Annotated in this window: 13 protein-coding genes; 10 read left to right on the plus strand and 3 right to left on the minus strand. The window is 65.6% G+C overall.

Annotated elements, in window-relative coordinates; all coding sequences use genetic code 11:
- The first annotated feature begins 192 nt into the window (after positions 1–192).
- Together FHR04_RS12270 and FHR04_RS12275 are read left to right on the plus strand one after the other, a co-directional pair.
- Positions 193–876 (plus strand): response regulator, encoded by a 684-nt coding sequence (locus FHR04_RS12270; protein ID WP_139403698.1) that lies wholly within the window; start codon positions 193–195, stop codon positions 874–876.
- Entirely contained in the window at positions 873–2,231 is a 1,359-nt protein-coding gene (locus tag FHR04_RS12275) for an ATP-binding protein (protein WP_249039104.1), read from the plus strand. The genes FHR04_RS12270 and FHR04_RS12275 overlap by 4 nt, the downstream gene beginning before the upstream one ends.
- An 89-nt stretch (positions 2,232–2,320) precedes the next feature.
- On the opposite strand, the gene FHR04_RS12280 is transcribed toward FHR04_RS12275, so the two are convergent.
- On the minus strand, positions 2,321–3,025 hold the full coding sequence (locus FHR04_RS12280; protein ID WP_139403699.1) for an O-methyltransferase: 705 nt from the start codon (positions 3,023–3,025) through the stop codon (positions 2,321–2,323).
- Positions 3,026–3,153: 128 nt separating this feature from the next.
- Between FHR04_RS12280 and FHR04_RS12285 the strand changes: the two genes are divergently transcribed.
- From FHR04_RS12285 to FHR04_RS12320, 8 genes are all read left to right on the plus strand, one after another.
- A complete protein-coding gene (locus FHR04_RS12285) occupies positions 3,154–3,831 on the plus strand; it encodes a response regulator transcription factor (RefSeq protein WP_139403700.1) in 678 nt (225 codons plus the stop codon).
- Positions 3,828–5,135, plus strand: coding sequence for a sensor histidine kinase (locus FHR04_RS12290; protein ID WP_139403701.1), 1,308 nt, complete (start codon positions 3,828–3,830; stop codon positions 5,133–5,135). Before FHR04_RS12285 ends, FHR04_RS12290 begins: the two co-directional genes overlap by 4 nt.
- A gap of 243 nt (positions 5,136–5,378) precedes the next feature.
- Entirely contained in the window at positions 5,379–6,587 is a 1,209-nt protein-coding gene (locus FHR04_RS12295) for a DUF3500 domain-containing protein (protein ID WP_170213943.1), read from the plus strand.
- 7 nt (positions 6,588–6,594) lie between these two features.
- Entirely contained in the window at positions 6,595–7,137 is a 543-nt protein-coding gene (locus FHR04_RS12300) for a hypothetical protein (RefSeq protein ID WP_139403703.1), read from the plus strand.
- A 17-nt stretch (positions 7,138–7,154) separates the two neighbouring features.
- A complete protein-coding gene (locus FHR04_RS12305) occupies positions 7,155–8,300 on the plus strand; it encodes a DUF3500 domain-containing protein (protein ID WP_211344194.1) in 1,146 nt (381 codons plus the stop codon).
- A gap of 196 nt (positions 8,301–8,496) precedes the next feature.
- Positions 8,497–9,567, plus strand: coding sequence for a DUF3500 domain-containing protein (locus tag FHR04_RS12310; RefSeq protein ID WP_170213944.1), 1,071 nt, complete (start codon positions 8,497–8,499; stop codon positions 9,565–9,567).
- A gap of 12 nt (positions 9,568–9,579) precedes the next feature.
- Complete coding sequence (locus tag FHR04_RS12315) at positions 9,580–10,119, plus strand: hypothetical protein (protein ID WP_139403705.1); 540 nt, start codon at positions 9,580–9,582, stop codon at positions 10,117–10,119.
- A gap of 43 nt (positions 10,120–10,162) precedes the next feature.
- The gene (locus tag FHR04_RS12320) at positions 10,163–11,482 is read left to right on the plus strand and encodes a HupE/UreJ family protein (RefSeq protein WP_211344195.1); all 1,320 of its coding nucleotides are present in this window, start codon (positions 10,163–10,165) and stop codon (positions 11,480–11,482) included.
- Positions 11,483–11,772: 290 nt separating this feature from the next.
- On the opposite strand, the gene FHR04_RS21005 is transcribed toward FHR04_RS12320, so the two are convergent.
- Together FHR04_RS21005 and FHR04_RS12325 are read right to left on the minus strand one after the other, a co-directional pair.
- Positions 11,773–11,913, minus strand: a complete 141-nt coding sequence (locus FHR04_RS21005) for a hypothetical protein (protein ID WP_170213945.1) — start codon at positions 11,911–11,913, stop codon at positions 11,773–11,775.
- Positions 11,914–11,934: 21 nt separating this feature from the next.
- On the minus strand, positions 11,935–12,393 hold the full coding sequence (locus FHR04_RS12325) for a hypothetical protein (RefSeq protein ID WP_139403706.1): 459 nt from the start codon (positions 12,391–12,393) through the stop codon (positions 11,935–11,937).
- Positions 12,394–12,452: the final 59 nt, after the last annotated feature.

The following is a 12,452-nucleotide window of genomic DNA, read 5'->3' on the forward strand; positions in this document are numbered from 1 at the left end:
CTGCCCCAACATGCCGGTGCGGGGCATGGATGACAGCGTGCGGCGCCCGGACGAAGACGGCACGTAGGGTTGATGGAGATTTGCCGAAGACCCGGTTCACAGCGCTGAGGCGGTCACGACAGTCGAAACAACCCCTGAATGTGGACCTTTGATCTTCGTCCAGCCTTCACGCGGGACGCCTACAGTGAGCGCATGAGCGCCCTGATCCTGATCGTCGAGGACGAACCTCAACTGGCCGAGGTCCTCGAGGCCTACGCCCGCCAGGAGGGCTACCGCACCGAGCGTGCTGGGGACGGCGTTGCGGCCCTGAGCGCCTACCGCGCTGCCAGCCCGGACCTGATCCTGCTGGACATCATGTTGCCGGGCAAGAGTGGCCTGGACGTGCTGAAGACGGTGCGGGCGGACGGCGGCACGCCGGTGATCCTGGTGACCGCCCGCGCCGAGGAAACCGATCAGATCGTGGGTCTGGAGCTGGGGGCAGACGATTACGTGGTCAAGCCGTTTCGCCCGCGCGAGGTGATGGCCCGCGTCAAGGCCGTGCTGCGCCGGGCGAGCGCGTCCCTGGAAGACCTCGAAAAGCCGCTACGGGTGGGGCCGCTGGAGATCGATCCCCGCGCCGTTCTGGCGCGCGTGAACGGGCAGGCGCTGACACTGACCCCCGCCGAATTCCGGCTGCTGTCTCATCTGGCTGAATCACCGGGCCGCGCTTTTTCCCGTGAGGAATTGCTCATGGCGGCTCTGCCCGACAGTGAGGCCCTGGAACGGGTGGTGGACGCGCATCTGGCCGGGGTGCGGCGCAAACTGGACTCGGCAGGTGCGCCGGGCATGCTGCGCACCGTGCGCGGGGTGGGCTACCGACTGGAGGCGGCCGGTTGAACCGATTGCCAGCCTCCCGAAAGCGGCGTGGCCCCTCGCTGGGCGTCACGCTGCTGCTAGGGATGCTGGCGGTGGTGGGGCTGTCGGTGGGCAGCACCTTCGTGTTTTCCAACCTGGCCGTGCGCAATGAGGTCCGCCGTTTGCCCCCCGAGGTCCAGCAGTCTCTGCGCGCCCAGCAAGAAGCGCAGCGCCGGAACGGGACCGCCGTGACCGCACCAATTTCCCCGGTCGGCTCCGGCACGCCCCTGGGTCCCCAATGGACGCCGGACCTGAGGCTTCCCACGGTGAATAGCGTGCTGGGAGGCATAGAGGATGGGAGCCCGGTGGCCGGGACCGGTGTGCGCCGGAATAATGGAGGTGATCTGCCACACCGGTCCGGCCTACGCACCCAGGATTTTCTGAAGAACATCCAGCAGAACCTGCTGCGGGTGGGGCTGTTGTCGGCAGTGGCCTCGGCACTCCTGGCCTTTTTCCTCTCGCGGCGGCTGGTTCGGCCCATCCTGGCCGTGTCGGCAGCGGCGGCAGGCATGGCGAAGGGTGACCTGAGTGTCCGCGCCCCGAGCCTGAGTGGCGAGCGTGAACTGGCCGAACTGGCGGATAACTTCAACGAGATGGCCGCCAACCTCCAGCGGCTGGAAAACGAGCGGCGACAGGCGGTGGCCGACATTGCCCATGAACTCAGAACCCCACTGGCGATCATGCAGGCGCGGTTGGACGCACTAGAAGATGGTGTATATGCCTTGAATCCTGCTCAGGTGGCCCTGCTGAGCGAGCAGACCCAGCAGCTTACGCGGCTGGTGGATGATCTGCGGACCCTGACACTGGCCGAGGCGGGCCGTCTGAGCCTACATCTGGGGGCGCTGGACCTGACCGGACTGAGCGCCGGGGTGGTGCGTGACCTGAGGGACCGGGCGGGAGCGTGGGGCGTCACCCTGCACCTGAGCGCGCCGACCTCTCTCCTGCTCTATGCCGATGCAGGGCGGGTGCGCCAGATCGCCGTAAACCTGTTGGAGAACGCCTTGCAACATGCCAGGAGCCGCGTCCAGCTCAGCCTCGAAGCGGGAAATGGTTCGGCACTTCTGCATGTGGACGACGACGGCCCCGGCATTCCCGAGGCCAGCCGTGAGGCGGTCTTCACGCGCTTTACCCGCCTGGACAGCAGCCGCACGCGCGCGACTGGGGGCAGCGGCCTGGGACTGGCGATTGTTCAGGAACTGGCCCAGGCCCACGGCGGCGCAGCGCAGGCGAGCCGGAGCCCACTCGGCGGGGCGCGGTTCACGGTACGCCTGCCGCTGGATGAAGGGGGGGTGGGCCGCAGCATTCCGGGCGGATCACTGGGGGCCTCTCTTTCCTGATCTTGTGGCTGCCTACATGGCTTTGCCGGTCTGCGCGGGCCGTGGGCAGGAAATAATGGGCTGCGCCGCACCACCCGTAGGAATTTCCGTCATTCCAGGATTGTGTCCCCGGCCATGTTGACCCGCGCCACCACGAAACCGTCGTACCCTTTGCTGCCCACAGTCTGAAGAGCGGTAGCGGTGAGCCGGGGTTCAGCGGCCAGCGCAGCCATAAAGCGGCGCACGCCCTGAACGTTGGCATCGTCGCTCTCGGGTGAGATCACGCACCCGCCGCGCACCACGTTGTCGACCATCAGCACCGTTCCAGGGCGGGCCAGCCGCAACGCGCCCGTCAGGTATTCGGTATAGCTCGGCTTGTCGGCGTCAATAAAAATGAAGTCGAACGGGGCCGCACCGTCCGCACTGAGTTGGGCGAGCGAGTCTGTGGCCTGCCCAACGCGCACTTCCACCCTGCCGCTCAGACCAGCCCGTTCGAGGCTGCGGCGGGCCAGGGCCGCCCGCTGCGGCTGAAGTTCCAGGGTGACGAGTTGCCCACCCGGCGGCAGGGCGCGGGCCAGCCACAGGGTGCTGTACCCACCCAGAGTCCCGATCTCCAGGATGCGCCGTGCCCCCTGCATCTGCGCCAGGAGAGTCAGGAGTTGGCCCTGAAGGGCGCTGACGTTCTGTGCGGGCAAGCCTGCGGCAGCCTGATCAATCAGGGCTGCCGCCAGCGCAGCGTCCTGGACGATCAATAAATCGCTCAGGTAAGCGTCCACAGCGGTCCAACGGTCTTGCGGGTCAGGTGGGTTGTGCATCCCTCGCCTCCATCTGCACAGTGTGCATCCCACAGGCGCATGGCCGTCTCACTCTTGAGGAACGGTCGCGTTCAGAGCCTGTTACCTGGCTTTGCCGTTCCCTTACATGGCAGCCCTACACTGGCTCCATGCACCTGCTGTTGCTGGAAGACGATCCTCGCCTGCGGGCGCTGATCGCGGCCGGCCTCGCGGAGTCCGGTCACCGCGTTGAGGCCGTCACGTCCGCCCGTGAGGGCTACAACGTGGCGACCTCCGGCGGATTTGACGCCCTGATCCTGGACGTGATGCTGCCCGAGGGCGAGGACGCCGGATTCCAGGTGGCCCAGCGCCTGCGCGCACGGGGCGACGCCACCCCGATCCTGTTCCTGACTGCGCGGGCGGACGTGGACTCCCGCCTGACCGGACTGGACGTGGGCGGCGACGATTACCTGAGCAAACCCTTCGATTTCCGCGAACTCCGCGCCCGCCTGTCGGCCCTGGTGCGCCGCTCGGCAGGCCAGGGCAGCAACGCGGTGCCGCTGCCGGGCGGTTTCACCCTGCACCTGCTGAGGCGGCAGGTGAGCGGCCCGGCGGGGGCAGGCGTGCCACTGACGCCTAGGGAATTTGAGCTGCTTGAAGGCTTTGCCCTTCAGCCCCAGCGGGCCTACGCGCGCGACGAGCTGATTGCCCGCGTGTGGGCCGGGCAGCCGGAGGTGGAGAGCCGGGTGGTGGACGTCTACGTGGGCAACCTGCGCCGCAAACTGGGCGACGGCGTGATCCTCACCGTGCGCGGCCACGGCTACCGCCTAGGCGAGCTGGGGCCTTGAGCTTCCGCTGGCGGCTGACCCTGACCTACGCCGCACTGCTGGCCGTGACGCTGCTGATTGCTGGGGCGTTCAGTTTCGCCGCACTGCGCCACACGCTGTATGACGGCCTGGACGCCTCGCTGCGAACATATGCCCAGAAGCAGGCCCAAATTGAGGCCACCGGCGGTGGCGAGCCGCCGTCCGGCGTGGAGGCCGCTCTGGGGCAGCTCAACCGTCAGCAGCCCACCCGCCTGACCGTCTACGATCTCCAGGGCCGTGAGGTGGACTGTGGACCGTCCCGCGTGGGCTTTCTTCCGCAGGCCGGAGCCGTTCAGGTAGGGTCAGAACGGGTGTTTACCGTGAGGATCCCGGAGGGCTGGATTCAGGCCAGCCAGTCGGATGCGGCGCTGCGGGCGTCCCTGGGCCAGATTCTGCGTCTGGAACTGCTGGGCTTGCCCCTGCTGCTGCTGCTGACGCTGGGCATCGGCTACGTGCTGGCAGACCGGGCACTCAGACCCGTGGATCAGGTCAGCGATCTGGCCGCCCGCATCGCCCGCAGCGGGCAGCCGGGGGAGCGGGTGCCTGTCTCCCCCGGCGCGGACGAACTGGCCCGATTGACCCGCACCATCAACGACATGCTGGACAAACTGGACGCCCAAATGGCCCGCGAGCGGCTGTTCGCGCACGCCAGCGCCCATGAGCTGCGCACGCCCATCAGCGTGATCCGGGCAGCGGCCAGCCTGGCCCTGGAACACGGGCGCACGCCGGAGCAGTACCGCGAGGTGCTGGCCCAGGTGCGGGAGGTCAGCGAGGATATGAGCGGCCTGACCCACCGACTGCTCGCGCTGGCCCGCGCTGGCCGGCCCGCCGAGCAACACGCCGTCAACCTGGCCGACGTGGCGCTGATGGCTGCCGAGCTGCACACCCCGGAAGTGCAGGAACGCGGCACGCGGCTTCAGGTGACGTTGGAAGACGCGGCCGCCTGCGGCGACTTTGACGCGCTGGTGCTGGCGGCGGGCAACCTGATCCAGAACGCCGTCCGGTACAGTCCGCCGGGTTCGTGTGTCCTGGTGTCCTGCCGGGTGGACGCCACCCACGCCTGCCTGAGCGTGCAGGACGCTGGTCCTGGTATTCCAGCCGACGAGCTGCCGCGTCTGCTTCAGCCGTTTCAGCGCGGGCCGCAGCAGGGGGGAAGCGGCGGCGGCGCGGGTCTGGGGCTGGCGCTGGTGGAGGCCATCGCGGAGGCGCATGGGGGGAAGTTGATGCTGCTCACCTCACCGGGCGGCGGATTGCGCGCTGAACTGATCCTGTCCCGGAACACCTGAGCTGCGCCAAAGTCCGAAGGAATGAGTAACGGTGAGAAGCTTCCCCAGCTGCGGCGCTGGCAAGGGCTGCGCCGCCCCAATTTTGAGCGAAACAGCCGCCACTTCACACATCTTCACGAAATTTGTGTAATTCATGCGGGCTTTATTTACAGAACCGTTACAAGCTCAGGTCAGTATGAAGGCGGCACACCGACAGGCCTTCCCTTTTCTTCCCTCCTCGTCCTCATTCAAGGCAGGTTCGCCATGAATAGACCGTTGATTTCCGCCGTAATAGCCGCTGCACTCGGCAGCGTTTCCCTGCTCACGTTGTCGCTGGCCTCGGCAGGCGGGGCAGGTGCGCCCGTGGCCGCCGCCAATGCCGCCGCCGACGCCCAGACCACCAAAATCGTGGCTGCCGCCAATGCCTTTCTCGTCACCCTCAGCGACGCGCAGAAAAAGGCCGTGATGTTCGCCTTCACCGATTCGGCGCAACGGGTGCGCTGGTCGAACTTCCCTCAGGGGGCCTTCAACCGTGTGGGCGTGCGGTGGGGTGACCTGAACACTGCACAGCGCGCCGCGCTGATGACCCTGCTGGGCGCGGTGCTAAGCCCGGCAGGTGTGGACATGGTCAAAGGTCAGATGGCCGCCGACGAGGTGCTCAAAACGGCCCCGAACCGCACTGACGGCAGCGGCATCGCCAGCAGCGAGCCAGCCGGTGCTACGGCAGCCCCGGCAGCTGGAGCTGGCTCGGATCGACCTACCAACCCGCCCGCAGGCGGACAGCCGCCCGCAGCCGGAGGGGCCAGCGGCAGCCTCCCCTCAGTCAGTTTCGGCAGCGATAATTACTTCGTGTCGTTCCTGGGGACACCGTCGGCCACCACACAGTGGATGATGCAGTTCGGTGGTCATCACCTGGCGATCAACGCCACCGTCGTGGGCGACAACGTCACCCTCTCGCCCAGCCTGACGGGCGGTGAACCCGTGAAGATCCTCCGTGACGGCCAGGTCGTGACCATTATCCCGCAGGTGCCTATCGAGATGAAGGCCGCCGAGGCCATGCTGGGCAGCCTGAGCGCCGCGCAGAAAGCCAAAGCAGTCATCAGCACGACCCGCATCGACCTCGTACTGGGGCCGGGCCAGGACGGCAAGACCCTCCAGCCCGAAGGGTTGCCCGGTAGTGCCATGACCGCTGCGCAGAAAACGCTGTTCCTTGCCCTCATCCAGGATCGCCTGGGCATTCTGAATGCCGACGACCTCGCGGTGAAGATGGCGGACATCCAGAAAAATCTGGATCAGACCTCTTTCGCCTGGTGGGGACCGACGACGGCGGGCAGCTCCGCCTATTTCCGAATCACCGGCCCCACGGCGATTATCGAGTTCTCGCCGCAGGCCAACGACGGTGATCCCAGCAACCACCTGCACAACATGTACCGCGATCCGACCAACGAGTACGGCGCGGCCTGGACGAAGTGACACCGGCGTGCTGAAGCGAGGCGGATGGACGTTCCTGGCGGCGCTGTGTGGCGTCGCCCAGGCCCATCCCGTGGACGAACTGCTCCAGGAGGCTTACCTCACCCTGACACCGGGCGCAATCCGCCTCGAACTGGATCTGGCACCCGGCAGCCAGGTGGCTGGCGCGGTAGTCAGGGCCATTGATGCGGACGCCGACGGGCAGCTCAGCGCCGCCGAAGCCCGAACCTTCGCCGGACGAGTTCTGGCACAGTCCAGCGTGACGGTGGGCGGTAAGGCCATGCCGTGGACGCTGAATCAGGTGATCATGCCGCCGTATCAGCACCTGCTCAGTGGCAATGGTGTCGTGAAGATTTACGCCGTGACCACGCGCCCGGACCGGGCCGGAGCGGACACGGTGGCCTACCAAAACCGCTATCAGCCGGTGAAAAGCCGGTGGATGGCCAACATCTTCCTGTTGCCCGGCGCGGACTGGTGGTACCAGGTGTCCAGGCAGCAGCACAGCAGCGACGGGCAAGGACTGACCGTGACCTATCAGGTCGCCCGCCGCTGACGCATAAAAGGAGCCTGATGATGAAGAACGCCATGCTGCTCACCCTGTTGCTCACCTCTGCTGCCCTGACCGCCACAGCCGGTGGGGCCGGAAGTCCGTCTGCTGCGGCGACCCCCTCCACAGCGCCCCAGACCACGGACGCCCAGACGTTGGCCATCGTGGCGGCCACCCAAACCTTCCTGAACATGCTGAACGCCGACCAGCGGACAAAGGGGCAGTTTGACTTCACCCCGCAGCAGACCGCCACCGCTGCCCAGTTCAAAGGCGGCATGAATGGCCAGGCCACCTTCGTCGGTGAGCAGTATGGCAAGGCGGTCTTGTCAAATTATCCGGTCAGCGACGTGCCGCGCCCCGGCCTGACGCTCGGCAGCCTGAGCGCTCCGCAGCGCACCGCCGCCATGAACGTCCTGAAGGTTGTGCTCAGTCCCGAGGGCTACCAGAAAGTTATCGACATCATAGATTCCGATCAGGTGCTCTCCGAGAGTGGCACCCCTTACGACGACGGCACCGCCTTTTACACCCTCGGCATCTTTGGGACGCCGAGTGCTAGCGCGCCCTGGATGGTGCAGTTCGGCGGTCACCACCTGGGCCTCAACGCCGTGGTGGTGGGGCCGAACGTCTCGCTCACCCCGACCCTGACCGGGGATCAGCCCGCCACGTTCACCCGCAACGGTCAGACCGTGCGTCCACTGGGGGACGAAAACGATAAGGCCTTCAAGCTGATGAACGCGCTCAGCGCCGCACAGCAGCAGAAAGCAACCCTGTCTTACCAGATCAGTGACCTGGTGCTGGGGCCAGGTCAGGACGGCAAGATCCTGCAACCCGAGGGCCTGCCCGCCTCCGAGATGACAGCGGATCAGCAGGCCCTCCTGCTCGATCTGATCGGGGAATGGGTAGGCATGCTGAACGCGGCTGACGCGGCACCCAAGCTGGCCCTGATCAGGGCGAACCTGGATCAGACCTACTTTGCCTGGCACGGGAACATCACCAATCCCAGCCCGGTGTACTTCCGCGTCACGGGCCCAACCCTGCACATCGAGTTTGCCCACCAGATGGTAGATCGCCCGGGAAGCGGCATTCAGGCGAACGGGATCAATCATGTTCACACGGTCTACCGGGATCCTGGCAACGAGTACGGCGCGGCCTGGACCTCGCTGAAATAGGCCGCCGGGACAACGCAGCCTCCCGCACCACTGGACCGTGTCCGGTGGCGTGGGCTGGACCCGGCCCACCTCGTCTGCGTCCAATCTTCACAATCTACGCATCGAGCCTGAACGGGCGGCCCGCATGCTGACTCCCGTGGGTGCGCATTCAACGCGCCGCGCACCAAGGATTTCCTGCTGTTCCTGGAGGTTTGCTATGAAACCCAAGTATTCAATTTTTGCCCTGCTCCTGACCGCCGCCCTGAGCGCGTGTAACTCCAGTGCCCAGACGGGGACCACCGGCACCACGGTGACTCCTGGTCCCGCCGTCACCACGCCTGCCGACGCGCAGACCACCAAAGTCGTGGCCGCCGCCAACGCTTTCCTGTCGACCCTCAGTGCCACGCAGAAGAACGCCGTCAGCTTCGCCTACACCGACAGCGCCCAGCGGGCCAAATGGTCCAACTTTCCCACCGGCATCTTTCAGCGCGACGGCGTGAAATGGGGCGATCTGAGCGCTGCCCAGCGCACGGCCCTGACCACCCTCCTCGGCACCGTCTTGAGCGCGGACGGCGTGAAGATGGTGCAGCAGCAGATGGCCGCCGACGACATCCTTAAAAGTCAGGGTGGCGGCAACCTGCAATTTGGCAGTGACGAGTATTACGTGTCGTTCCTGGGCACCCCATCGGCCACCACCGCCTGGACCTTGCAGTTCGGCGGGCATCACCTGGCCATCAACGCCACCGTGGCGGGCGGCAATATCACTCTGGCTCCGAGTTTGACGGGCGGACAGCCGATTTACACCACCATCAACGGACAGACGGTGGCCGTCGTGGAAGACGTGCCGCAGGAGGTCAAAGACGCCTTCGCCCTGCTGAGCAGCCTGGACGCGGCGCAGCAGGCCAAAGCAGTGATCAGCACCAAGAGCATTGACCTGGTGCTGGGGCCAGGCCAGGACGGCAAGACCCTCCAGGCTGAGGGCCTGCCCGGCAGCGCCATGACCGCCGCGCAGAAAACCGCCTTCCTGACCCTGATCAAAGAAAGGCTCAATGCCCTGAATGATGATGATCTGGCCCCCAAGATGGCCGATATTGAGAAGAACCTGGACAGCACGTCTTTCGCGTGGTACGGCCCCACCTCGGCGGCGGGCGACGCCTACTACCGCGTGACCGGCCCCACCGTCCTGATTGAGTTCTCGCCGCAGAGCATGGGCGGCAACTCGGCCAACCACATCCACAGCATGTACCGCGATCCGACGGACGATTACGGCTCGGCGCTGGTCAAGTAGGGCGGTGCAGAGATGAGAAAGCTCGCCCTGACGCTGGCCGCACTGCTGTTGCCCGTTGCCCAGGCGCATCCGGTGGACGAGGTGGTGCAGGGCGCGTACCTGACCCTCGCGCCGGGCGCGGTGCAACTGGAACTGGACGTGACCCCCGGCAGTCAGGTGGCCGGTACAGTGCTGACCTCGCTGGACGCCAATACTGATGGCAGGATCACCGACGCCGAGGCAAGGGCCTACGCGGGACGGGTGCTGAAGCAGTCCACCCTCAAGCTCGGCGATGTGGCCGCCGGTTGGACGCTGGGCAAGATTGAAGTACCGCCCTACGCTGACCTAAAAACCGGCAATGCCGTCCTCAAGATCTACGCCACGGCCAAACGAAGGGACACGGTGGGCGCTCAGACCCTGAGTTATCAGAACCGCTATCAGCCTGCCAAGGGCCAGTGGACGGCCAACATCTTCCTGCTGCCCGGCGCGGGCTGGCAGTACGGCGTGACCGGCCAGCAGCGCAGCAACGACGGCCAGCAATTGACGGTCAACTACACGGTGAACCGCTCGTGAGCTGGTTGCGCAGCCCGGTCTCTCCGTGCAAAGAGGTGAACTTGTGATCCGTCTACACCGCACCCCCCTTGCGTCCCTGACCTGGTGGCTGGCCTTCGTTCTCGTTTTATTCACCGGACGCGGCCTCGCCCACCCGATGCCGACGACCACCGTCCAACTTGACCTGCACAGCGATTACGTCGCGGCGGAACTTGCCCTGCCGCTGAATGAATTGCAACTCGCCACCAACTGGAAGCTGGTGAGCAACGCACAGGCATTGACGCAGTACAGTCAGCCCCTGCGGACCTACCTCGCGGACCACCTCGCGCTGACTGGAACGAATGGCCAGGCGTGGAAAGTGGAGATCGGCCAGCCTGAGCTGTCGTCCGTGCAGCAGGCGGCCACCGGCCCGTATCAGGAATTCGTGGTGTCCGCGCGTCTGACCCCCCCGGCAGGCGCGAGCGTGCGCGATTTCACCCTCCAGTACGACGCCATCGTGCGCGAGGTGAAATCGCACTCGGTCCTGGTGTCGGTGCGGCGCGACTGGGAGCGCGGTCTGAACAACGAGGGCGGTGACGAGGACGTGGAAGTGGGCGTCATCCGCGCAGACCCCCAGAGCGGCCAGGTGCTGCAACTCCCGGTCAACGTGGAGGGCGGCAGCGCGTGGCAGGGCTTCATCGGCATCTTCAAGCTGGGCATGACTCACATTGCCGAGGGGACCGATCACCTGCTGTTCCTGCTGACGTTGCTGCTGCCGGCCCCGCTGATCGCCCTCACGCGGCGCTGGGGCGGCTTTGGCGGCACGCGGCGCTCGCTGCTGAACATCCTCAAGATCACCACCGCCTTCACGGTGGGCCACTCGCTGACCCTGATCCTGGGCACCCTGCGCCTGGTGAACGTGCCAGACCAACCCATCGAGGCGCTGATCGCCGTGTCCATCCTGGTGTCGGCCATCCACGCCCTGTGCCCCATCTTCCCCGGACGTGAACTGGTGATCGCGGGGGGATTCGGCCTGATTCACGGCCTGGCCTTCTCGTACACGCTGGCTGAGTTGAAGCTCAGTTCGTGGCAAACCGCCCTCAGTCTGCTGGGCTTCAATCTGGGCATTGAGGCGATGCAGCTCGTGGTGATCGCCGTGACCATGCCGTGGCTGATCCTGCTGGCGCAAACCCGGCTGTATCCCCCGGTGCGGGTGGCGGGAGCGTCACTGGCCGCCGTCGCTTCACTGGGGTGGCTGGGAGACCGCGTGGGCTGGAGCAACCCCCTGGGCGCGCTGGCTGATGGCCTCGGGGCCGCCGGGCCGTGGGCACTGCTGGGGCTGGCGGTACTGACACTGGTGGGGTTCACCCTGACACGTGTGGGCCACGCTCGCACAGGCGTGTGAAGCCCGGCGGCATTTTGCTAGCAGTCGGAGTTCACCTGGTGATATGGGATCTAACGGCTTGTGGCAAGTTTGTGTGTTGAGCTTCCCACGACTCAGCTCAACACACAAACTTGCCACACCCTTAGGAGCAGCGGGCGGCGCACCAACAGCTCGCATCCCCGCCCCCAGCACACTTTTTAGGCTTCTGTCAGGATTGATCCCTCTTCGGAATAGTAAACGATTAAACTTATAAAATAGTTTTCAAGCCATGAAGTCAATGCAGATCCTCTGAGATACGCTCCAGCCGTCACCTAATCGTCGTACCCGTTCCGGTCGTCCACTTGACGGTAGCGGTTCAATTCGTCCTGGTTCTTCAGGGCCAGACCCAACGCGGCGAAGACCGCCCGGACAACGGCGGCAACGGCTTCCAACATGAACCAGACGATCTTCATGCCCCCTCCCCTGTTGATCCATCAGTACAGACTGACGCTGTTGGCTGTCCACCCCTGCGCGGTGTCCACCAGTTCAGCGTCCATCCCGCGTATCGAAACGATACTGTGAATGCCGCTCAACCAGTCGGGATTCACCCCTGGGAGGGGTTCAATGATCGGCTCGATTTTTGCGTTGATCATGCCCCTGCCGCCCTCGCTCACGCGCTGATCCGCTGTGCCTTTCAGACGGCCGTACCGGTACTGGGCCAGGCACAGCTTGCCGCCATCAACGAAGGGCTGACCTTTCGCCGTCACCCGCAGAACAAGTTGCTCACTGGTGGTCTGCTCGGCGTCCGCCTGCACCAGTCCCAGCGCGGACAGATCGGCCACCTCGCGCGCACTCTTTTCATCCGTCGGCAGGGATTCGGCCTTCCCAAACTTGACGTAGGTGGGCAGACAGAGTCTCCCTGGCCGGATCATGCGCTCCTGCACGGCCCGCATGACATTCCGGTCACTCAGCGCATGCCGTTCCTTTCTGCCCACGAAGAACACGGTCAGGG

Origin of the sequence: Deinococcus radiopugnans ATCC 19172 (assembly GCF_006335125.1) — a bacterium.
GTDB classification, from domain to species: Bacteria; Deinococcota; Deinococci; order Deinococcales; family Deinococcaceae; genus Deinococcus; species Deinococcus radiopugnans.

Excerpts from the sequence above, each read along its gene's own strand:
- FHR04_RS12270 (WP_139403698.1), top strand. The coding sequence starts at position 193 with ATGAGCGCCCTGATCCTGATCGTCGAGGACGAACCTCAACTGGCCGAG.
- FHR04_RS12280 (WP_139403699.1), bottom strand. The coding sequence starts at position 3,025 with ATGCACAACCCACCTGACCCGCAAGACCGTTGGACCGCTGTGGACGCT.
- FHR04_RS12285 (WP_139403700.1), top strand. The coding sequence starts at position 3,154 with ATGCACCTGCTGTTGCTGGAAGACGATCCTCGCCTGCGGGCGCTGATC.
- FHR04_RS12295 (WP_170213943.1), top strand. The coding sequence starts at position 5,379 with ATGAATAGACCGTTGATTTCCGCCGTAATAGCCGCTGCACTCGGCAGC.
- FHR04_RS12305 (WP_211344194.1), top strand. The coding sequence starts at position 7,155 with ATGATGAAGAACGCCATGCTGCTCACCCTGTTGCTCACCTCTGCTGCC.
- FHR04_RS12310 (WP_170213944.1), top strand. The coding sequence starts at position 8,497 with ATGAAACCCAAGTATTCAATTTTTGCCCTGCTCCTGACCGCCGCCCTG.
- FHR04_RS12315 (WP_139403705.1), top strand. The coding sequence starts at position 9,580 with ATGAGAAAGCTCGCCCTGACGCTGGCCGCACTGCTGTTGCCCGTTGCC.
- FHR04_RS21005 (WP_170213945.1), bottom strand. The coding sequence starts at position 11,913 with ATGAAGATCGTCTGGTTCATGTTGGAAGCCGTTGCCGCCGTTGTCCGG.
- FHR04_RS12325 (WP_139403706.1), bottom strand. The coding sequence starts at position 12,393 with ATGCGGGCCGTGCAGGAGCGCATGATCCGGCCAGGGAGACTCTGTCTG.